Below are 20,133 nucleotides of genomic sequence, written 5' to 3'. Positions count from 1 at the left end.
CGTGACGTCCGCTATGCCGAGCGCAACTCGACCAGACTGATCTGCGGCTCCGCCCCGACCCGGACCGGCGGCCCCCAGAAGCCGGCACCGTTGGTCACGTAGACCTTGGTGCCGTCGACCTCGCCGAGGCCACTGACCACCGGCTGCTGCAGCCGGACGGCCAGGTTGAACGGCACCATCTGCCCACCGTGGGTGTGCCCGGACAGTTGCAGGTCCACGCCGTATCTCGCGGCCTCCACCGCTGCCAACGGCTGGTGGGCGAGCAGCACGACGGGACGGCTCGGGTCGCGGTCACCGAGCGCGGCGGCGAAGTCCGGCCCGGCGGCGAGACCGGTGTCTCCGGTGGCGTCCAGGTCGTTCACGCCGGCCAGGTCGAGCACGCCGCCCCGGGCCTGGATCTCCTGCCGCCGGTTCTGCAACACCCGCAGGCCGAGCCGGTCGACCTCCTGGACCCACTCCTCCACGCCGGAGTAGTACTCGTGGTTGCCCGTGACGAAGAAGCTGCCGTACCGGGAGCGCAGGTCGCGCAGCGGCGCCGCGGCCGAGCCGAGTTCGGCGACCGAACCGTCGACCAGGTCACCGACGACCGCGACCAGGTCCGCGTCGAGCCGGTTGATCGCGGCGACGATCCGCTCGGTGTGTGCCCGGCCGCGCAACGGCCCGAGGTGGATGTCGGAGACGGTCGCGATGCGCAGGCCGTCCATGCTGCGCGGGAGCTTGGCGAGCGGGATCTGCACCCGGTCGAGGCGTGGCGGGCCGAGCGCGGTGCGCACGCCGTACCCCGTGATGCCGGTGGCGGTGAGGCCGGCGAAGATGGCCGCACCCCGGGCCAGCAGCAGCCGGCGGGCCGGGTCGTGATCCGGGGCCGCGACGGCGCCGGCGGCCGGCGGCTCGGGCGGGCCGGCGGCGCCGACCAGCACCGGTTCGGGCGCGGCGGTGGTCGGCTCGACGGCGGTCAGCCGGCGGCGCAGCACCAGCCGGGTGACCAGCATCGGCACTTCGAGCACGACCAGCACGACAAGCAGGTAGAACATCACCGCGAGCCACAGGTAGCCCGGCCAGGCGAGCCAGTAGAGCCCGGCCTGCGCCCCGGCGAGGGTGACCGGCACGAGCAGCGCCAGCACCAGAGCGGCGATCCCGCCGATCCGCCGCCAACGGCCCGGGGTGGTGGTGTCCCGAACGAGCCGCTTCCACAGGTAGAGGTGGATGAGGCCGGTGGTCAGCGCCAGGACGGCCACGAACCCCAGAACCGCCAACATGTGCGTCTCCCTCAGCCGCCCGCGAACGGGGGCAGTACATCGATCGTGGCCCCGGCCGGTAGGGGTGCCTGACGATCATGACAGGTGACGCCGTCCACGAGGAAACTCGCCACCCGCAGCACTGCGCCGAGCCGGTCGCCGTGTCGCCGCACCAATTCGGCCGTGAGGTCGTCGAGTGACCGGCCGGCGGGCATGACCTCCTCGCGGTGCCCGGCGGCGGCGCGGGCGCCGGCGAAGTAGCGGACGGTCAGCGGCGTCGGCTCCACGCCTCAACCCCCGATCGCGGACATCGGCCGGGTCGGCTGGAGGAACGTCGGGTCGTCGATGCCGTGTCCGGCGCGCTTTCCCCACATCGCCGTCCGCCAACGCCGGGCCAGCTCGTCGTCGTCCGTGCCGGAGCGTAGGGCGGCCCGCAGATCGGACTCCTCGGTGGCGAAGAGGCAGGCGCGGACCTGGCCGTCCGCGGTGAGGCGGGTGCGGTCGCAGTCGCCGCAGAAGGGGCGGGTGACGCTGGCGATCACACCGACCTTCGCGGGGCCGCCGTCGACCAGCCAGGTCTCCGCCGGTGCCGCGCCGCGTTCGGCCGGGTCAGGGCTGAGATCGAAGACGGTACGCAGGGAGGTCAGGATCTCCTCGGCGGTCACCATCGTGGCGCGGTCCCAGCCATGTTGGGCGTCCAGTGGCATCTGCTCGATGATCCGCAGCTGGTAGTCGTGGTCGACGGCGAACCGGAGCAGGGCCGGCGCCTCGTCCTCGTTGAGACCGCGCATCAGCACAGAGTTGATCTTCACTGGATTGAGCCCGGCGGCTGCCGCCCCGGCGAGCCCGGCCAGCACCGCGTCCAGGCGGGGACGGCGGGTGAGCGTGGTGAACCGGGCCGAATCCAGCGTGTCCAGTGAGACGTTCACCCGGTCCAGGCCGGCCTCCCGCAACGCTGGCGCCAGCCGGTCCAGACCGATGCCGTTGGTGGTGAGCGAGATGCGTGGGCGGGGTTCGAGCGCGGCGACCGCGGCCACGATGCCGAGCAACCCGGGCCGGATCAGCGGCTCACCGCCGGTGAACCGCACCTCGGTCACGCCGAGCCGCTCGACGGCCACCCGGACCAACCGGACGACTTCCTCGTCGGTCAGCAACTCCGGGCCGGCCAGCCAGGGCAGGCCCTCCGCCGGCATGCAGTAGGTGCAGCGCAGGTTGCACTTGTCGGTGAGGGACACGCGCAGGTCCCGGGCGACGCGGCCAAACCGGTCGACGAGGACGCCGTCGGTCCCCGAGGCGGCGCTCACCTGTCGACCGTAGCGCGCTCGGCCCGGCCCAGGACGGCACGGGCGGTTTGGACGACCGGATCTCGGTAACCGCCGCCGAAGAGCGCGGTGTGCACGAGCAGCAGATGCAGTTGATGCAGTGGCACCCGCTCGCGCCAGCCAGCCGGCAGCGGCCAACTTTCCTGGTAGGCGGCCAGCACCCGATCCAGATAGGGGATGCCGCCGAAGAGGGCGAGTTGGGCCAGATCGGTCTCCCGGTGCCCGCCGTGCGCCGCCGGGTCGACCAGCCAGGCCCGATCGTCGGCGCCCCACAGCACGTTGCCCGGCCACAGGTCGCCGTGGATGCGTGCGGGCGGCTCGTCGCCGCCGAGCCCACCGACCTGACCGATCACCTGCTCGACCAGCATGGCGTCGGCGCTGGTCAACGCGCCACCGTCGACCGAGCGGCGCAGGTAGGGGGCGAGGCGTCGCTCGGCGAACCACGTCGACCAGGGCCCGTCGGCGGGGGTGTTGTCCTGCGGAAGCGACCCGATGAAACCCGGCCAGGTCGCACCGAAGGTGGCTGAGCCCGCTCGGTGCAGGCCGGCCAACTCCCGGCCGAAGCGTTCCGCGGCCTCCGGCGTCGGCTCGCCGGGCTCCACCCAGTCGAGCGCCAGCAGGTCTGGCAACGCCACGATCACCTCGGGTACGGCGATCGCGTCGGCCTCCCGCAGCCAGCGCAACCCGGCCGCCTCGGCGGCGAAGAAACCCGCGGGCGCCGGCGTGGCGGCCCCCTCGGGCCAGGACTTGGCGAAGATTGAGTGGCCGTCGTCCAGCGTCAGCCGAGCGGCGGCGCAGATGTCCCCACCGGCCACCGGCGTCTCCCGGATCCGCTGGTGGGTCCGGAAGGTCGGCAGGTGTGCCGGGTGTGCGCGCAGGTACGCCAGGTCCATCAGCGCACGGTAACCGCTCCCCACGACACCACGGCGCCGCCCGAAGACATCGGGTCTCTCTCGGCACTCGGGGGTGCGGGATGAGCAGGGAGAACACGCAGAGTAGCTGTGGATAAGCCGCGTGTCGTCCACAGGGGCGGCGGAGCCGGGTCAGCCCGCCGCAGGCTTCCGACCATGACCTCGACCGAACGCCCCCAGCTCGCCGTCCGCTCGCCCGCCGACCTGATCGCCGCTGTGCCGTACCTGCTCGGCTTCCACCCCACCGAGAGCGTGGTCGCCGTGGCGTTGCTCGGCCGGCAGATCATCTTCGCTGCCCGCGCAGATCTGCCCGACCCGTCGATCGATCTGGTCGAGCGGGCCCGGCACCTGGCCGCCGTCATCCGCCGCCAGGGCGCGGAGGCTGCCACCGTGGTCGGTTACGGGCCGGCCGATCGCGTCACGCCGGCCGTGGACGCGGTGCGCGCCGCACTGGGCGCCGCCGGGTTGGAGGTGCTCGACGCGCTGCGAGTGACCGACGGCCGGTGGTGGTCCTATCTGTGCACCGAGCCCGACTGCTGCCCGCCCGAGGGCCGGCGCTACGACCCGGCGGCCAACCCGGTGACCGCCTCGGCGGTCTTCGCCGGCCAGGTCGCGCTACCCGACCGGGCCGCTCTCGTGGCGCAGGTGTCGCCGGTGGATGGCCCGGCCCGGGAGGCGGTGCGCGCGGCCACCGCCCGCGCTCGGCTGCGACTGACCGAGTTGCTGGAGCAGGCGCCCGCCGAGGACCTGCTCGGCAACCGGACGATGCGTTCCGCCGGGGTGGCGGCGGTCCGCGAGGCCCAGCGCCGGCAGCGCCGCGGTGAGCGGCTGGACGACGACGAGGTTGCCTGGTTGAGCGTGCTGATGACCCACCTGCCGATCCGCGATCACGCCTGGGAACGCACCGACGGTCGGGACCGGGACATCGCCCTCTGGACCGACGTGCTGCGCCGGGTCGAGCCGGAGGTGGCCGCCGCTCCCGGTGCGCTGCTCGCCTTCGCGGCCTGGCGCGCGGGGCAGGGCGCGTTGGCGGCGGTGGCGCTCGAACGCACGCTGAGCCTGCACCCCGACTACTCCCTGGCCGTGCTGCTGGACGATCTGCTCCGGCGCGGCGTGCCCCCGTCGGAGCTGGACGGGTGGCCGTCGGTGGGGATGCCCGGAGTGGTCCGGCCACGCAAGCGGAGTCGACGTGGCCGCCGCTGACCGGCCTCACCACGTGCGCGGTAATACCGTGGGTGCTACCGAAATTGGTAGGCTGGCGGACATGACCGTGAAGCGCTCCGTGAGCCTCCCCGACGACGTCGCTGAGTGGCTCGACCAGCAGCCCAACGTCTCGGCCGCGATCACCGCGGCGGTCCGGGCCCAGATGGCCGCCGTGCACCTTCACGAGGTGCTGCGGCGAGCTGGCATCGAGGTGACGGAGGCGGGCAGGGCGCGGTGGCGGGAGCGGCTGGCGACACCCATTCCGGCGGACGCGCTGGCTGAAGGTCGTCGGATGTTGGGCCGTGCCGGATGAGCGACCGGATCGCGGCGGTGTTCGACGCGTCGGCGTTGACCGCCTACATCGAGGGCAACGTCTCGGTGGGGGAGTTGATGCTGGAGGTCGCCGACGAGGGTCGGCAGGTGGCCGTGCCGGCTGCCTGTCTGGCGGTCGCCATCGCGGGCGCGGGCGACGAGGTTGACGCCGCGCTGCTGGCCCTGATGGTGAGCGCCCCGATGATATGCGTGCTGCCGCTCGATGCCGACGGCGTGCGAGACACGGGCACGCTGGCCAGCGCCGCCGACGGGGACATCTCGCTCGGTCAGGCCGCCAGTGCGGCACTCACGCACGAGGCGCACTACGCGACCGCGCAGCCCAAGGCGGCGGCGAAGGTCCTTCCCGCCAACTGGAGCATCCTCGACCTGGCCTGAGGTGCGCAGCCGACGCCGACGCCGGTTGTGGGACTCAGGGTGTCGACAGCGGTAGGCGGACGGCCGGTGGAAGTGGTGCCCGCGTCGGACTCGTCTGGAATGACTGGATCATGAATGCCGCGAAGCGACGTGCGGCTGCCAGGCGTCTGACGGTTGACTCGGCTCGGATGCCTTCGTTCGCCATCAGCGCCAGGATCAGGTCCTCCAGAACGAAGTCGTCCCGAAGTTCTCCGGTCGTTCGCGCACGGTCGACGAGTTCGGCGAGCATGCGCAGCGTTCGGGCGCGATCGGCGGCGAAGCCGGCTTCCTGGGGAAGTTGACTGATGAAGGCGCGGGCGAAGCCTCGATCGTGGGCGTGCGTCTCGATGAGCTTCTTCACCACCAGGCGGAAGCCCAGCCAGGCGTCGGGCTGAGCGAGGCCCTCCTCGACGATCGCCGAGCACACGGTCATCTGTTCGGCGAATGCCACGGCGAGCAGCGCGTCCTTGGTGGGGAAGTGTCGGTAGACCGTGGCGGCACCGACCTGTGCCCGCCGTGCGATCTCCCGGATCGGCACGTCGAGGCCGTCGGTCGCGAACGCCAGGCGGGCGACGGCCAGGATGCGTTCCCGGTTGTCGCGCGCATCCGAACGCAGGGCTTGTCTCACTTCAACCGTCACTGATCTCACTTTAGCTAACCGGACGGGGTGCTCCGTTACGGTTCGGCCCATGAGAGCTGTCGTATTTGCCGAATTCGGGCCGCCCAGCGTTGTGCACGTCGCCGAGGTCGTGGCCCCGCACGCCGGGCCGGGTGAGGTCCGCATCGCTGTCCGGGCGTCCGGGGTCTCGACGGGGGAGGTGCTCATCCGCTCCGGCAAACTGGCCGACGTGGTGCCGGTGACGTTCCCGCACCGGACCGGCTTCGACGCGGCCGGCGTGGTCGACGAGGTTGGTGACGGCGTGACCGGCGTCACCGTCGGCGATCAGGTGTTCGGCATGGCCTCGTCGGCCACGCGTGGCGCCAACGCCGACCACGTGGTGCTGAGCGCGTGGGCCGGCAAACCCGCCGCCTGGAGTTGGGCGCAGGCGGGTGGGGCTGCCGGCAGCGTCGAGACGGCCACTCGCGTTCTCGATCGGCTCGGGGTCGCAGAGGGGCGCACCGTGCTGGTGCACGGCGCGGCCGGCGCCGTGGGCAGTGTCGCCGTTCAGTTCGCAGCCGCCCGGGGTGCAGTCGTCATCGGCACGGCGAGTGGACGCAATCACGACTTTCTACGTTCGCTCGGCGCGGTGCCGACGACGTACGGGCCCGGGTTGCCCGACCGGATCCGCAGCTTGGCGCCGGGCGGGGTCGACGCGGTGTTCGACTGTGCCGGAGGAGCACTGCCCGACCTGATCGCCATCGCCGGAGATGCGGCACGCGTGGTGACGATCGCCGATTTCACGGCCGCCGCCCACGGTGTCCACCTGTCGCACGGCGCTCCCGCCGATCGGACTGGCAAGGCCGTGGGTTCCGGAGCTGACCTGCTCGCGGTACACGGCCTCGACATCGCGGTCCGCCTTGCCGAATCCGGTCGGCTGCACATTCCCGTCGCGGCCACGTTCCCGCTGACCGAGGCGGCGGCGGCACACGAGTTGAGCGAGGCACGTCATGCACCCGGGAGGATCGTTCTGGTCAACTGACCCACCGAGAGCCTCCGTCGAAGGATGTACGCGTTTCTCCTGATCACGGCCGACTCGGCGGCGCAGCCGAGGCCGGACACTGGTTGCGTGGCCGATCTTCGCACTGGTACGACATGACCATCGGGTTGCTGTTGTCGCTGGCTGGGCTGGCGTTGGTGGACAGCACCAGCATCGGCACCCTCTTCATCCCGGTCTGGCTGCTGCTCGCCCCCGGGCCGGTCAACGCCCGGCGCATCCTGGGCTACCTCGCCACGATCGCGGCGTTCTACCTCGCGGTGGGGCTGTTGCTGGTCTGGGGTGGCAGCAGGTTGGCCGATGCGCTCGGCGGTGCCCTGGACAACCGGGGTGTGCTGTGGGCACAACTCGTCCTGGGCGTCGCGATGCTGGCGCTCAGCTTCCGTTACGACGGCAAGCGGCGTCCTCGCACCGGTGGCGTGTTGCGGTGGCGGGACCGAGCCACCGCCGGCGATTCCTCGGCCCGCTGGTTGGTCGGGCTCGCTCTGCTCGCCGCGCTTGCCGAGGTGGCGACCATGCTTCCGTACCTCGGCGCGGTAGGTCTGTTGGCCACCTCTGGGGTGGGATCGGCGAGCCTGGTGGCACTGCTCGCCGGATACTGCCTGGTCATGGTGTTGCCGGCCCTGCTGTTGCTGGGTGCCAGGGTGGCCCGCCCGACACTCATTGAGCCGGTGCTGGCCCGCCTGAACAACTGGATCGTCACGAAGGCGGGCAGCGCTCTGAGTTGGTTTCTCGGCATCGCTGGTTTCCTGATCGCCCGTGACGCCGCCGCGCGGCTGGCGCTGTTCGACCTGATTGGCCGCTGAGCGTCGGCCCGCCCGCGTGTCAGGCCGGCTGCTCCATCGTGATCCGGTGCGGCCCGGTGTAGACGTTCATGGTCCGGCCGCGCAGGAAACCGACAAGCGTCATTCCCGCCTCGTCGGCGAGTTCGGCGGCGAGGGTGCTCGGGGCGGACACCGCTGCCAGCAGCGGCAACCCGGCCATCCATGCCTTCTGGGTCAGCTCGAAGCTGGCCCGGCCGGACACCAGCAGCAGGTGCCCGGCCAGTGGCAGGCGACGTTCCCGCACCGCCCAGCCGATCACCTTGTCCACCGCGTTGTGCCGGCCCACGTCCTCCCGGAGCACCACCAGCTCACCGTCGGGGGTGAACAGCCCCGCCGCGTGCAGCCCGCCGGTCCGATCGAAGCCGCGCTGGGCGGCGCGCAACCGGTCGGGCAGCTCGGCGAGCAGTGTGGCCGGCACGCTGAGCGGATCAGCCGAGACCGGAAACAGTGACCGGGTGCGTATCGCCTCGATGCTGGCCTTGCCGCAGACCCCGCAGGAACTGGTCGTGTAGAAGTTCCGGGACGGGTCGGTGGTGGGTTCCGGCACGCCGGGGGCGAGCACCACGTCCACCACGTTGTATGTGTTCGGTGTCTCCGCGCCCGCACAGAGTTGCGCGGTGAGCACGTCGTCGGTCGACCGGATCAGCCCCTCGGTCAGCAGGAAACCGATGGCCAGGTCCAGGTCGTCTCCGGGGGTGCGCATGGTGACGGCGAGCGGCCGTCGCCGGCCGGGACCGGCCGCGCCGACCCGGATCTCCAGTGGCTCCTCCACCGCCAGGGTGTCTGGCCGACGGATGGACCCGCGCCCGGCAGTCGCGGCGTCCAGGTCGATCCGGAGTACGCCGCGTCGATCAGTTGCCCGTCCCATCCCGCCATCCTCCACCTAGCGCCGGCACGTCCGCACGGCCACCGGTCATCGGGCACCCGGCAACGACCGTCAACCCCAGCCCCGTCCCGGCCTGCCCCGTCCCGGCCTGCCCCGTCCCGGCCTGCCCCGTCCCGGGCTGGCCCGTCCCGGCCTGCCCCGTCGATCTTGCAGTTTCGGTCGCCGTTTCGCGTGATATGCCCCTTAGGTCGGGACAGAAAGTGCAAGATCGATGGGCCGATGGACGCGATCGATCATGGAGCACAGCCGTGGCGACATCTTCGCCACGGCTACCGTGACCGGGTGGGGACGTACGCCGCCGTGGTGCTCGCAGGTGGGGCCGCCCGACGGATGGGTGGGGTGGACAAGCCCGCGCTCCCGGTCGGTGGCCGGCCGATGCGTGACCGCGTGCTGGCCGCGGTTGGTGATGCCAGGCCACGGGTGCTGGTCGGCCCGGCTGACGCCGTCCCGTCGGGCGTGCGGGTCACCCGGGAGGACCCGCCCGGTGGGGGTCCGGTCGCCGCGGCGGCTGCCGGGCTGGCGCTGCTCGATGCCGACACGGCATTCGTCGCGCTGCTCGCCGCCGACTTGCCGCTGCTCACCCGCGCGGCGATCGGCGGGTTGCTGACCCACCTCGCCCCGGATGATCTTCCAGCGGCAACGACGTCGGAGCAGCCACCTGACGGGGCGTGCTTCGTGGACGGGGACGGGCGGCGGCAGTCGCTCTGCGGTGTCTGGCGGGTGGCCGCGCTGCGGGCGGCGTTGGACCGGCTGACGGTCGAGCGGGGCGGCAGTCTGTCCGGGGCCCCGGTCCGGGCGCTGCTGGCCGGCCTCGTCGTGCGGGAGGTCCCGTGGTCCGGCGACGGCCCGCCGCCCTGGTTCGACTGCGACACTGACGAGGACGTACGCCGGGCAGAGGAGTGGGCGCGATGACGGTGCTGGACGACTGGGTCACGGCGGTGTGCACCGAGTTGGATCTGGACCCGGCCGGGGTGCCCGTGCCGGCAGTGCTGGATCTGGCCCGCGACGTCGCCCACCAGGTGCTTCGGCCGGGCGCGCCGGTCACCGCGTACCTGCTTGGGCTTGCGGTCGGCCGGGGTGCCGACCCGGCGGACGCCGCGGCCCGGCTCAGCGTTCTGGCGGGCACCTGGCCGGTCGAGCTGGGCGCGGACCCCGCGGACCCGACGGCCCCCTGACCGCCGTTGTCCGATCCCGGTCCGGGCTGATTGGGCACCCTGGGCGGCGTGGGTAGGGTGATCGTGACGGACGGAGGCGATCATGACGGCTGACCACCCCTCGGCGCCGCACGATGAGCTGCCCGGCGCTACGGCTGAGCCGGCAGAATCGATCCTGCTCGACGAACCCAGCACCACCGATCTGCGGGCGAAGGTGACCGAGGCGTGGCGGGAGTTCGCTCGGGCGCTCGCCGTGCGGCTGCGGGAACTCCCGGTCGGCACGCACCTGGAGGTGACCCTGGACCCCACCGCCTCCGGGACCGGGGACGCCGTCTACTCGGTCAGTGTGGACGTGGACGAGGACGGCGGGCTGTCCGCCCGGGCGGTCGGGAACGCCGCCCTGCCGGCGGGCTACCGGCTCGACCGCAGCGCGGTGGCGGACATGATCGCGCTCGGCTGGTCGCCGCCCGGCGTGGTCGCTGGCTCGGGTGGCGCCTTCGGGCTGGACGGTACGACGACCGAGTCGACCCGGATCGCCGCGCTGCTCTCCCGGACGCTGCGTGACGTCTACGGCGCCCCGCACCCGGCGTTCCTCGTCTATCTGGTGCAGGACACCGAGGGCGAGCCGCTGGCCGTGGACCCGCTGGGCACCGCGCGCAGCGAGTTCGGCCCGGACGCCGACGTCGAGGCCGACCTGGAGGAGGCGCTGGCCGAGGCGGCTGCCGCACAGGTCGAGCGGGACGACGTGCTCGACCTGGCGGATCGGGTTCGGACCGTGGTCTCCACGATGCTCAAGTCGGACACCGACCGGTTGCAGATCGACTCGGACGGCGACATCACCATCCGCGCAGGCTCGGCGATGGTCTTCGTGCGGGTGCGGGACAACCCGCCGCTGGTGGACGTCTTCTCCCCGGTGCTCACGGAGGTGGAGCCGACCGAGCGGCTCTACGTCAAGCTCTCCGATCTGACGAACCGGATGCCGATCGGCCGCCTCTACTGCGCCGACGACACGGTCTGGGCGTCCATCCCGGTCTTCGGCCGCAACTTCCAGGCCACCCACCTGATGCTGGCGGTGCAGGTGATGACCGGTCTCGCCGACGAGTTGGACGACCGTCTGCACGGCGAGTTCGGTGGCAAGCGGTTCTTCGGCGAGGGCGACAAGCCGGTACGACGCGACGAGTCGCAGCACCGCACCGGCATGTACCTATAGGCCTTTTTCATAAAGACTGGCCGGCCTGCGGCGGGCCCGGACGCCTTAGAGGTCCAGCAGGGTCTTGCCGACCGTCGTGCGAGCCTCGATGGCGGCGTGCGCGTCGGCGGCGCGCTCCAGCGGGAAGCGCTGGCCGATGAGCGGTCGCAGGCGGCCGGCCGCCGCGTCCGCCAGGACCTGCTGGGTGTACGCCCGAAGTTGCGCGGGTGACACGTCCGGTCGGACCAGGGTGACCTGCCGTGCCGTGGCGGCCTCGGGCGACACCGGGGACCACTGCCCGCTCGCCAACCCGAAGCTGACCATGCGGCCGCCCGGGGCCAGCAGGTCGAAGGCCGCCCGGGCCACCGCGCCGCCGACCCCGTCGAACACGACGTCGATCCCGCCCAGCGCAGCCCGGACGCGGTCGGCCCAGTCCGGCAGGAGGTAGTCGACCGCCAGGTCGGCGCCGAGGCCGGCCAGCAGGTCCACCTTGCGCGGCCCACCGGCGACGCCGACCACCTGGGCGCCGGCCTGGTCCGCGAGCTGCACCAACAGGCTGCCCACGCCGCCCGCGGCGGCTTCCACCAGCACCCGGTCACCGGGGCGGACGCCGACCGCCTGGACCAGCATGGTGGCGGTACGCCCGTCGGCCAGCAGCGCCACCGCCTCGTCCAGCGCCAACCCGTCGGGCACCTCGATCGGCGCGGCGGCGTCCACCACCGCACGCTCGGCGTAGCCGCCGGATCCGCCGGTGGCGCTGACCACGCGCCGCCCGATCAGTGCCGGGTCGACGTCCGGCCCGACGGCGGCGATCAGCCCGCCCACGCCGTTGCCGGGGATCAGCGGTGGGGTGACCTGGAACGGCCCGGGGCGACCGGAGCGCTGCTGCGTCTCGACGAAGGTGATGTTCGCGTGCGCGACGTCGATCAGCGCCTGGCCGGGGCCGGGCGTCGGGTCGGGTGCCGGTCCGGGGACCAGCGCCTCGGGTCCACCGAACGCACGTAACCAGACCGCCCGCATGACATCCCCCTCGACTGCGGTGGGCGGCGCGCCCACGCTCCCGGCCAGTTCATCTCCTCAACCGGGGTTGAGGTCAAGGGGTGCGAGGGGACGGGCCCACGCCGGGGGACTCGACCAGCCGGGACAGCACGATCGTGCTGCGCGTGGAGGTCACGAAGGACTCGCCACGTAGCCGCTCCAGCGCCGCCTCCAGGTGGGCGATGTCGGCGGCGCGCAGGTGTACGAGCGCGTCCGCCTCCCCGGAGACGGTGTACGCGCCGACCACCTCCGGGTGTCGCCGGGTGGCCACACCGATCTGCGCCGGGGTGGTCCGGCCGGCGCAGAACAGCTCGACGAACGCCTCGGTGGTCCAGCCGACGGCAGCCGGATCAACCACGGCCGTGAATCCCCTGATCACGCCGGTGGCGCGCAGCCGGTCGACGCGACGCTTGACGGCCGGGGCGGAGAGTGACACCCGGGTACCGATGTCCGCGTACGACGCACGGGCGTCGGCAACAAGTAACGCAATGATCCGCTGGTCTACCGCGTCTATCTGCAACGTTCCGCCTCTGGGAAGCAACGGTTGTGGCTGTTACCAAAGTTCCACGGTACCTACTCTTGGTGACCGTGAACCAGCAGCGAGTCCCGCGAAAGCGGACATATCTCATGTGCTCGCCCGAGCACTTCGCGGTCGAGTATGCGATCAACCCGTGGATGGACGTGACCACCCCGGTCGACCGGGACCTGGCCGTCAAACAGTGGGACCGGCTGCGCGAGACGCTTGTCGGCCTCGGTCACGAGGTGCACCTGCTCACCCCCGAGCAGGGCCTGCCCGACATGGTCTACGCCGCGAACGGCGCCTTCATGGTGGACGGCAGCGTGTACGGCGCACGGTTCAAGCACGAGCAGCGGGCCGCCGAGGCCGCCGCCCACCACGCCTTCTACGAGTCGCAGGGCTGGCGGTTCATCGCGCCGAGCGAGACCAACGAGGGTGAGGGCGACTTCGCGTACGTCCCGGAGGCGCACGGCGGGCTCATCCTGGCCGGCCACGGCTTCCGCACCGAGATCCCGGCGCACGCCGAGGCGCAGGAGGCGTTGGGGCGGCCCGTGGTGTCGCTGCGTCTGGTCGACCCCCGCTTCTACCACCTGGACGTGGCGTTGGCGGCCATCGACGACTCGAACGTCGTCTACTTCCCGGGCGCGTTCTCCGCGGCCAGCCAGCGGGTGCTCACCCAGCTCTTCCCGGACGCGGTGATCGCCGACGACGAGGACGCTCTGGCCTTTGGGCTCAACCTGGTCAGCGACGGCGCGAACGTGGTGCTCAACAGCGAGGCCACCCGGTTGGCCGGCAAGCTCAAGGCCGCCGGCTACACCCCGGTCACCGTCGAGCTGGCCGAGCTGAAGAAGGGCGGCGGCAGTGTGAAGTGCTGCATCGCCGAGCTGAGGCCCTGACCCATTGACCGCCGCGTACGCCAGGGGCCGGCCTCCCGTTCGGGAGACCGGCCCCTGACGTTGCTCCGGTGGGCGTTCAGCCCAGCGTGGCCAGCTCGTTGATCAGCACGTTCGACATGACCTGGCCATCGCGCTGCACCTCCCGCAGGTACCACTTCTGCTGCGGGGTACGCGGCTGGTTGAACTGCCAGATGCCACGCGGGCTGTCGATCTGACCGATCTTGCCGAGGGCCAGGTTGACCTGCTGCGGGTTGGGCGAGCCGCCGGCCAGCTGGATCGCCTGGTCGAGCACCTGCGCCGCGTCGTACGACGCCATGGCATAGGTGGTGGGCGTGACCTGGTACTTCTTCCGGTAGGCCGAGGCGAAGACCCGGTTGGACGTGTTGTTGAGGTCGGCCGAGTAGTTCAACGCGGTCTGGATGCCCAGCGCGTTTTCCTTCAGGCTCTCCAGCACGGTGCCCTCGGTGAGGAAGCCGGGCGCGTAGATCGGCCCGGAGAACTTCTCCCGCAACTGCTTGATGAACTCCACCGCGGCCGAGCCGGCGAAGAAGCAGAAGACCGCCGTGGGCTTCTTGGCCAGTGCCTTGTTGATGTCCGCGGAGAATGTTGTCTTGCCGGGGCTGGTGGTGGCGTTCGTGTAGGTCACCGGGTCGCTGATGCGCGGGTCGGTCGCGCCGAACTCCTGCCGGAAGCCGCGCACCACGTCGGGGCTGCCGACGTTCTCCGGCATGATGATCGCCACACGGCCGTTCGCCGGCAGCTGGTCACGCAGGTAGCGGCCCAGCGCCCGGCCAGCCTCATCCAGCACGTAGGACGTGCGCCAGATGTAGAAGACGCTCTGCAGGCTGCTCGGCGAGGCGTTGGAGCCGATCAGCGGGACCCGGGCCTGCTCCACGGTGTCCCGGATGCCGACCATCACCGCCGAGTTGACCACCCCGGTGAGCGCCAGGACGCCCTGCTTGAGCAGCCCGTCGACAGCTGCCTTGCCGGTCTTCGCGGTGTCACCCTCGTCGGCGGTCAGCAGCTCCACGGGGTGGCCGCCCAGCCGCTTGTCGTGCAGGTCGAGGAAGAGTTGGAAGCCGTTGGTGATGTCGTCGCCGATGCTCTTGAAACCACCGGCCTGCGGCGTGATCAGCCCGATCTTGATCGGGCTGCGGTTGGCGGTCGGTTCGGAGTCGGTGTCGGAGCCACATCCGGCGACGAAACCGGTGGTACCGAGCGCGGCCAACAGTTGGAGCGCGCGCCTGCGATTCATCTGTGACACCGAGTTCCTTCCAAGGAGCGTTGCAGGGCCGGACACCGCCCCTCCGGCGTTCTACCTGGTCCGCGACGCTGCGTCAATGGCTAGTGATCATCGTGCAGGGACCGCAACACAGCAAGGACTCGGGGCCAGGCGGCAGACTCCGGGTCGATCAGCCCGAAATGCTCGCATCCGGGCAGTTCAACAAGGGAAATATCGGATCCTGCGGCACCCGCCTCCGCGACAAAGTCCCGGCTCATCTCCGCCGGAACCTGCTGATCCTCCGAGCCGTGCAGAACTACTGTCCGTGTCCGCACGGGCACCAATACTCGTGGATCCGCTGCCGCGTACCGATCCGGGACCTCTTCCGGGCCGCCGCCGAGCAACGCGGCCACCGCACCCGAGTCCAGATTCCGCCGGTACGCCTCGGCGAGGTCAGCCACCGGGGCCAGAGCGAGCACTGCACCCACCGTCGTCGGGGCGGTGGCCGCCGTGTACAGCGCCAGATGGCCGCCGGCGGAATGCCCGATCAGGATCGGCGGGGCCAGGGTCACCCGGCCGGGCAGCGCCTCGGCGGCCAGCGCGGGCAGCTCGGCCACCCCGGTCAGTACGTCGGTCAACGTGCCCGGCCAACCACCTCCGGGCTGACCGGTCCGCCGGTATTCCAACTGCGCCACCGGGTAACCACCCGCGGCGAGCGCGGCGGCCAGCGGGCCGGTGTGCCGCCGGTCGTACTCGAACCGCCAGAAACCGCCGTGCAGGACGACGACCAGTGGCCGCGCCGGGCCAGTTCCCGCCGGGAACCGCAGGTCGGCCACCTGATCCGGGTGCTCGCCGTACGCCACGGTCCGGTCGGGCTCCGGTGCGGGCCGGGTCAACACGGCGCGCGGGTCGGCAGACATGGCGCGACGGTAGCGCGCCCCGCCCGGGTGGTTCGGCACCGGTAGTCGGTCCCGGACGCCACGGGTCGAGTCCACTGAGTAAAAATGGACCTCATGACCGAAGCGCGCTCTGGACAGACCGACGAGCCCGGCTCCGACGACTCCGGCCACCCCGGCACCGTTGTGGTGGTCGGCCCGGACGGCCGGCCGATCGGGACGATGCAGACCGACGAGGGCCAGGGTGAGGACCCGACCCGCCTGGTCGAACAGCCGGCCAAGGTGATGCGGATCGGCAGCATGATCAAGCAGTTGCTGGAGGAGGTGAAGGCCGCGCCCCTCGACGACGCCAGCCGCAACCGGATGCGGGAGATCCACGAGCGGTCGATCGTCGAGCTCAAGGAGGGCCTTGCCCCCGAGCTGCGCGACGAGTTGGAGCGCATCTCGCTGCCCTTCGCCGAGGACAAGGCCCCCAGCGAGAGCGAGCTGCGGATCGCGCACGCCCAGCTCGTCGGTTGGCTGGAGGGCCTGTTCCACGGCATCCAGGCGGCCCTGGTGGCCCAGCAGATGGCTGCCCGGGTTCAGCTGGAGCAGATGCGCGGCGGCCGGCAGGCGCTGCCCAGCGGCCCCGGCGGGGTGGTGCCCGGGATGCCGGGCATCGGCCAGCCGGGCGGTGGCGAGGGCCACAACACCGGCCAGTACCTCTGACCGCCGGCTCAGCCCACCCCGAAAACCTTCTCCAGGTACGCCGCCACGCCGTCCTCGGAGTTCGCCGTCGTCACCTCGTCGGCGACCGCCAGGACGGCGCGGTGCGCGTTGGCCACCGCCACACCGCGACCGGCCCAGGTCAGCATCGGCACGTCGTTGGGCATGTCGCCGAACGCCAACACGTCCGCCGCGCTGACCCCGAGCCGGTCGCAGTACCAGGCCAGGCCGGCCGCTTTGGTGACCCCGGCCGCGGAGATCTCCACCAGACCGGAGGAGGACGAGTGGGTGGCCTCGGCCAGCCCTACCACCGCCGCGGCGATCAGCTCGACGAAGGCATCCGGGTCCTGCTCGCCGGCCCGCGCGAGTAGCTTCACCGCCGGCACCGAGAGCAACTCCTCCGGCGTCTCGATCGGTCGGATGCCTTCGGGGTCGACGTCCCAGCGCAGCGGGTAGTGCGCCTCGTGCCGCATCTCCCGGCTGTCCAGGATCTCCACGGCGAAGCTGATGCCGGGCACCTCGGCGCGCAGCCTCCGGGCCACCTCGGCCAGGTGGTGCGGCGCGAGCGGGTCGGCCCGCAGCACCTCGTCGTGGACCGGGTCGTAGACCACCGCCCCGTTGGCGCAGACGGCCGGCAGTGGCTCGGCCAGTTGCTCGTACACCATCTTGAGCCAGCGGACCGGGCGGCCGGTGACGAGGACGACCGGCGTGCCCTGCGCGGAGATCCGCGCGAGCACGTCGGCGGTGCGCGGGCTGACGGTGCGGTCGTCGCGGATCAGCGTGCCGTCGATGTCGGTGGCGATCAGGCGGGGCGTCTCTCCCATCACCGGGACAGTAGCCGGTCCAGATACACCGCCACACCGTCGTCGTCGTTGCGCAGGGTCACCTCGTCGGCGACGGCGCGCAGGGCGGGGTGCGCGTTGGCCACCGCCACCCGGGACCAGCCGGCCCACTCGAACATCGGCAGGTCGTTGGGCATGTCACCGAAGACCAGGACGTCGGCCGGGTCCACCCCGAGGCTCTGCGCCACCACCGTCAGCCCGGTCGCCTTGTCCACACCCGGCGGGCAGATCTCGATGAAGCCGAGCCCGGCCTGGGTGAGGGTGGCGACCTGCGGCGGGACGATCCGGCGGGCCACCGCGAGCAGTTCGTCCACGTGGTGGTCGGCGGTGCGGGCGAACGCCTTGATCACGTCGCAGGAGAGGCACTCCGCGCGGCTGCGTGCCTCGAACCGGTCCTGGTAGGGCCAGCTCTCGTGGTAGTCGCCCCAGAGCGGGGCGTCGTGCTCGTCGGACGCCTCGACCATCACGGTCAGCGGGCCGACTTCGGCCTCCAGGTCGGCGAGCAGCCGGGCCAGCACCTCGGCGGGCAGCCGCTCGTCGCGGAGCACCAGCGGGCCGGTCGGGTCGCTCTGGTCGACCACCCGTCCGCCGCCAGCCATCACCAGGAAATCGGCGGCGCGGATGTCGTTGCGGGTCAACTCGGTCAGCCGAGGGCCGCGACCGGTCGCGCCGACCACCGGGATTCCGGCGGCCCGCACCCGGTCGAGCACCCCATGGGTGTACGCGGAGACGGTGTCATCGCTGCGGACCAGCGTTCCGTCGAGGTCGGTCGCGATCAGCTTGGGCAGTCCCGGGCGGGTCATCGTTCCTCCTTCGCCCGCCGCCGTCGCACCTGCCGAGGTCGAAGAACCGGGACCCGGCGTGACGGCGGGCAGCAACCGTACCTCGCGGAACGGGTCGCATCCATGGCTTCCAGGCGAATCGGGCGCCAACGAGCGGTGCCCCTCGGGTGTCCCCCAACCGGCGCGCGATCCTGCACTTTCAGTCGCCGTGATGCGTGGGATGCGCCTTATGTCGGGGCCGGAAGTGCAAGGTCGGCGCAGAGGGCGGGCGCGCGGGTCAGGCGGGGTGTTCGGGGCGGGCGAACGGGGCCGCCGGAGTGACGGTCAGATCGGCCGGCGCGGGCAGGCCGTCCTCCTGAACCGGGTCGCTGTCTCGGTGACGGCGCCACAGCCGGGGCGCTGGCACATCCGCGGGCCGGCCGTCCTCCGGTGGGCCGACCAGTGGGCCGGGCGGCGCGGCCGGAGCCAGCCGCAGAGCCGCGCCGAGCAGCACGCAGGCGGCGAATGCCATCACCAGACCGCGACCGTACTCGGCCCGGAAGCCGTCCTGCGGCGAGTAGAAGAAGTTTCGCTGACCGGGGTCGTTGAGGGTTGCCGTGGCGGCCACCAACAGCCCCAACAGGGCGCCGGCCAGGGTGAGACCGGCGAGCCGGGCGTTCGGCCGCACGGCCGCCGTGCCCCGCAGCGCCAGCGACACGGTGCAGACGAGACCGAGCAACCCGACCAGGTAGCCAACCCCGAAGCCCCCGACGTCGGACACCCCGGCGGGCACCTCGATCGTGCCCTCCCCCTCGGGCCCACCGTTCGGCAGGCTCATCACCAGCCACTCACCGACCAGCGAGGCGACCCCGGCCACCGCTCCCAGACCGGCGAGCAGCAGGGGCAGCCGAGGGTCCTGTGTGAAAGCGGCCAGGGACAAGCCGAAGCGGCGCCGCGGAGCCGGGTCGACAGGACCCCACTCGATCACGGCCGGGCCCTCGGACCGGTCACTCTGCCGTGGGACTGGAAGCTCCTCGGACATCGGCCATCCTTCCGCCGGTCACGGACCTGGGTCGCATCATGGCACAGCCAGCTGGTAGTGACGGGGATCGCAGGGCGGGCGTCCGTGCCGGTCGGTCGCCCGGCGGTCACCTTTCCGCTAGCGTTCTCCTCATGCCTATCCGTACCGCTTCAGCACAATGGCAGGGCAATCTCACCGAGGGCGCCGGCACGGTCCGCACCGGTAAGGGCGGCCTGTCGGGCAACTACTCCTTCAAGTCGCGTTTCGAGGAGGGCGAGGGCACCAACCCCGAGGAGCTGATCGCCGCCGCGCACGCTGGCTGCTTCTCGATGGCGTTCTCGAAGGCGCTTGCCGACGCCGGCTCGACGGCCACGTCGGTCGAGACCACCGCCAAGGTCCACCTGGACAAGACCGACGCCGGGATGACCGTGACCCGGATCGACCTGGAGACCGTCGGCCAGGTCCCCGGGATCGACGACGCCGAGTTCCAGAAGCTCGCCGAGGCCGCCAAGGCCAACTGCCCGATCTCCCGCCTGCTCTCGCCGGGCGCCGAGATCACCCTCAGCGCGCGCCTGGCTTCCTGAGCCGGTCGACCCACAAACCGCTCGTTCACGGACAGAGTCTCCGCCCGCCCCGGGCGGTCACTCTCTCCGTGAACCCGCGGACCCGGTCGAGGCACGCTGCGACCGGGCCCACGGCTCCGGCATCGGGCAGAATGGGTGAGGTGCCGGTGGAGATGACCCGCGAGCGCTTCGAGGAGCTGGTCGCCGATGCCCTCGACGAGGTGCCCGAGGAACTGCTCGGCCTGATGAGCAACGTGGTGATCCTCGTCGAAGACGACCCACCGCAGGGCGAGCCCGACCTGCTCGGCCTCTACGAAGGCCACGCGCTCACCGACCGCGGCTGGGACTACTCCGGCGTGCTGCCGGACCGGATCTTCATCTACCGACACCCGATCCTGCGGATCTGCGACAACGACGACGACGTCGTCGATGAGGTGGCGGTGACCGTCGTGCACGAGATCGCCCATCACTTCGGCATCGACGACGAACGGCTGCACTCGCTCGGCTGGGGCTGACCCCACCGGCGGCAACCGGCCAGATCACGGCACGCCCCTCGGCCGATGG

25 protein-coding genes are annotated in these 20,133 nt (G+C 71.8%); 12 read left to right on the top strand and 13 right to left on the bottom strand.

Features of this window, described 5'->3' with window-relative positions; all coding sequences use genetic code 11:
- Positions 1 to 11: 11 nt before the first annotated feature.
- The 4 genes from HNR20_RS14030 to HNR20_RS14015 are packed head-to-tail and all read right to left on the bottom strand — an operon-like array spanning position 12 to position 3,453.
- Positions 12 to 1,259, bottom strand: coding sequence for a metallophosphoesterase (locus HNR20_RS14030; RefSeq protein WP_184179905.1), 1,248 nt, complete (start codon positions 1,257 to 1,259; stop codon positions 12 to 14).
- 11 nt (positions 1,260 to 1,270) lie between these two features.
- Positions 1,271 to 1,525 (bottom strand): MoaD/ThiS family protein, encoded by a 255-nt coding sequence (locus HNR20_RS14025; protein ID WP_184179902.1) that lies wholly within the window; start codon positions 1,523 to 1,525, stop codon positions 1,271 to 1,273.
- A gap of 3 nt (positions 1,526 to 1,528) precedes the next feature.
- Entirely contained in the window at positions 1,529 to 2,542 is a 1,014-nt protein-coding gene (moaA, locus tag HNR20_RS14020) for a GTP 3',8-cyclase MoaA (protein ID WP_184179899.1), read from the bottom strand.
- Positions 2,539 to 3,453 carry a fructosamine kinase family protein gene (locus tag HNR20_RS14015; RefSeq protein ID WP_184179896.1) on the bottom strand — a complete coding sequence of 305 codons (915 nt, stop codon included), beginning with the start codon at positions 3,451 to 3,453 and terminating at the stop codon, positions 2,539 to 2,541. Before HNR20_RS14015 ends, moaA begins: the two co-directional genes overlap by 4 nt.
- Positions 3,454 to 3,627: 174 nt before the next feature.
- Between HNR20_RS14015 and HNR20_RS14010 the strand changes: the two genes are divergently transcribed.
- From HNR20_RS14010 to HNR20_RS14000, 3 genes are all read left to right on the top strand, one after another.
- On the top strand, positions 3,628 to 4,674 hold the full coding sequence (locus tag HNR20_RS14010; protein WP_184179892.1) for a DUF4192 domain-containing protein: 1,047 nt from the start codon (positions 3,628 to 3,630) through the stop codon (positions 4,672 to 4,674).
- Between the two features lie 61 nt (positions 4,675 to 4,735).
- On the top strand, positions 4,736 to 4,987 hold the full coding sequence (locus tag HNR20_RS14005; RefSeq protein WP_184179890.1) for a hypothetical protein: 252 nt from the start codon (positions 4,736 to 4,738) through the stop codon (positions 4,985 to 4,987).
- Positions 4,984 to 5,382, top strand: a complete 399-nt coding sequence (locus HNR20_RS14000; RefSeq protein WP_184179887.1) for a hypothetical protein — start codon at positions 4,984 to 4,986, stop codon at positions 5,380 to 5,382. The genes HNR20_RS14005 and HNR20_RS14000 overlap by 4 nt, the downstream gene beginning before the upstream one ends.
- Before the next feature lie 34 nt (positions 5,383 to 5,416).
- On the opposite strand, the gene HNR20_RS13995 is transcribed toward HNR20_RS14000, so the two are convergent.
- Entirely contained in the window at positions 5,417 to 6,091 is a 675-nt protein-coding gene (locus HNR20_RS13995) for a TetR/AcrR family transcriptional regulator (protein ID WP_184179884.1), read from the bottom strand.
- Here HNR20_RS13995 and HNR20_RS13990 point away from each other — a divergent pair.
- Both HNR20_RS13990 and HNR20_RS13985 read left to right on the top strand, forming a co-directional pair.
- Positions 6,090 to 7,040: an NADP-dependent oxidoreductase gene (locus tag HNR20_RS13990; protein ID WP_184179880.1), complete on the top strand. Its 951-nt coding sequence runs from the start codon at positions 6,090 to 6,092 to the stop codon at positions 7,038 to 7,040. The genes HNR20_RS13995 and HNR20_RS13990 overlap by 2 nt on opposite strands.
- A gap of 113 nt (positions 7,041 to 7,153) precedes the next feature.
- Complete coding sequence (locus HNR20_RS13985) at positions 7,154 to 7,861, top strand: GAP family protein (protein WP_184179877.1); 708 nt, start codon at positions 7,154 to 7,156, stop codon at positions 7,859 to 7,861.
- 19 nt (positions 7,862 to 7,880) lie between these two features.
- Here the strand turns inward: HNR20_RS13985 and fdhD are convergent, their stop codons facing one another.
- Positions 7,881 to 8,747, bottom strand: coding sequence for a formate dehydrogenase accessory sulfurtransferase FdhD (fdhD, locus tag HNR20_RS13980; protein ID WP_184179874.1), 867 nt, complete (start codon positions 8,745 to 8,747; stop codon positions 7,881 to 7,883).
- Between the two features lie 300 nt (positions 8,748 to 9,047).
- Here fdhD and mobA point away from each other — a divergent pair, with 300 nt between their 5' ends.
- From mobA to HNR20_RS13965, 3 genes are all read left to right on the top strand, one after another.
- Positions 9,048 to 9,677, top strand: coding sequence for a molybdenum cofactor guanylyltransferase (gene mobA / locus HNR20_RS13975; RefSeq protein ID WP_373290979.1), 630 nt, complete (start codon positions 9,048 to 9,050; stop codon positions 9,675 to 9,677).
- Complete coding sequence (locus tag HNR20_RS13970; protein WP_184179868.1) at positions 9,674 to 9,940, top strand: DUF6457 domain-containing protein; 267 nt, start codon at positions 9,674 to 9,676, stop codon at positions 9,938 to 9,940. Before mobA ends, HNR20_RS13970 begins: the two co-directional genes overlap by 4 nt.
- Before the next feature lie 82 nt (positions 9,941 to 10,022).
- Positions 10,023 to 11,129, top strand: coding sequence for a T3SS (YopN, CesT) and YbjN peptide-binding chaperone 1 (locus tag HNR20_RS13965; protein ID WP_184179865.1), 1,107 nt, complete (start codon positions 10,023 to 10,025; stop codon positions 11,127 to 11,129).
- Positions 11,130 to 11,174: 45 nt separating this feature from the next.
- Here HNR20_RS13965 and HNR20_RS13960 read toward each other — a convergent pair whose 3' ends face one another.
- Together HNR20_RS13960 and HNR20_RS13955 are read right to left on the bottom strand one after the other, a co-directional pair.
- Positions 11,175 to 12,128: a zinc-binding dehydrogenase gene (locus tag HNR20_RS13960; RefSeq protein WP_184179862.1), complete on the bottom strand. Its 954-nt coding sequence runs from the start codon at positions 12,126 to 12,128 to the stop codon at positions 11,175 to 11,177.
- Between the two features lie 73 nt (positions 12,129 to 12,201).
- On the bottom strand, positions 12,202 to 12,666 hold the full coding sequence (locus tag HNR20_RS13955; protein WP_184179859.1) for an Lrp/AsnC family transcriptional regulator: 465 nt from the start codon (positions 12,664 to 12,666) through the stop codon (positions 12,202 to 12,204).
- A 59-nt stretch (positions 12,667 to 12,725) separates the two neighbouring features.
- On the opposite strand from HNR20_RS13955, the gene ddaH reads away from it, so the two are divergent.
- Entirely contained in the window at positions 12,726 to 13,559 is an 834-nt protein-coding gene (gene ddaH, locus HNR20_RS13950) for a dimethylargininase (protein ID WP_373290980.1), read from the top strand.
- Between the two features lie 76 nt (positions 13,560 to 13,635).
- On the opposite strand, the gene HNR20_RS13945 is transcribed toward ddaH, so the two are convergent.
- Positions 13,636 to 14,823 (bottom strand): ABC transporter substrate-binding protein, encoded by a 1,188-nt coding sequence (locus HNR20_RS13945; RefSeq protein ID WP_184179856.1) that lies wholly within the window; start codon positions 14,821 to 14,823, stop codon positions 13,636 to 13,638.
- 80 nt (positions 14,824 to 14,903) lie between these two features.
- Positions 14,904 to 15,701, bottom strand: a complete 798-nt coding sequence (locus tag HNR20_RS13940) for an alpha/beta hydrolase family protein (protein WP_184179853.1) — start codon at positions 15,699 to 15,701, stop codon at positions 14,904 to 14,906.
- A gap of 84 nt (positions 15,702 to 15,785) precedes the next feature.
- Here HNR20_RS13940 and HNR20_RS13935 point away from each other — a divergent pair, with 84 nt between their 5' ends.
- Complete coding sequence (locus HNR20_RS13935) at positions 15,786 to 16,385, top strand: bacterial proteasome activator family protein (RefSeq protein WP_184179850.1); 600 nt, start codon at positions 15,786 to 15,788, stop codon at positions 16,383 to 16,385.
- Between the two features lie 8 nt (positions 16,386 to 16,393).
- On the opposite strand, the gene HNR20_RS13930 is transcribed toward HNR20_RS13935, so the two are convergent.
- The 3 genes from HNR20_RS13930 to HNR20_RS13920 form a co-directional block, all read right to left on the bottom strand.
- Entirely contained in the window at positions 16,394 to 17,206 is an 813-nt protein-coding gene (locus HNR20_RS13930) for an HAD family hydrolase (protein WP_184179847.1), read from the bottom strand.
- Positions 17,206 to 18,027, bottom strand: a complete 822-nt coding sequence (locus HNR20_RS13925) for an HAD family hydrolase (protein ID WP_184179844.1) — start codon at positions 18,025 to 18,027, stop codon at positions 17,206 to 17,208. Before HNR20_RS13925 ends, HNR20_RS13930 begins: the two co-directional genes overlap by 1 nt.
- A gap of 256 nt (positions 18,028 to 18,283) precedes the next feature.
- Positions 18,284 to 19,027 carry a hypothetical protein gene (locus tag HNR20_RS13920; RefSeq protein WP_184179842.1) on the bottom strand — a complete coding sequence of 248 codons (744 nt, stop codon included), beginning with the start codon at positions 19,025 to 19,027 and terminating at the stop codon, positions 18,284 to 18,286.
- A gap of 131 nt (positions 19,028 to 19,158) precedes the next feature.
- Between HNR20_RS13920 and HNR20_RS13915 the strand changes: the two genes are divergently transcribed.
- Both HNR20_RS13915 and HNR20_RS13910 read left to right on the top strand, forming a co-directional pair.
- Positions 19,159 to 19,590, top strand: a complete 432-nt coding sequence (locus HNR20_RS13915) for an OsmC family protein (protein WP_110564777.1) — start codon at positions 19,159 to 19,161, stop codon at positions 19,588 to 19,590.
- A 146-nt stretch (positions 19,591 to 19,736) separates the two neighbouring features.
- Positions 19,737 to 20,084 (top strand): metallopeptidase family protein, encoded by a 348-nt coding sequence (locus HNR20_RS13910; protein ID WP_184188446.1) that lies wholly within the window; start codon positions 19,737 to 19,739, stop codon positions 20,082 to 20,084.
- Positions 20,085 to 20,133: the final 49 nt, after the last annotated feature.

The organism is Micromonospora parathelypteridis, assembly GCF_014201145.1.
Classification (GTDB): domain Bacteria; phylum Actinomycetota; class Actinomycetes; order Mycobacteriales; family Micromonosporaceae; genus Micromonospora; species Micromonospora parathelypteridis.
This window is presented reverse-complemented; position numbering and strand designations above follow the sequence as displayed.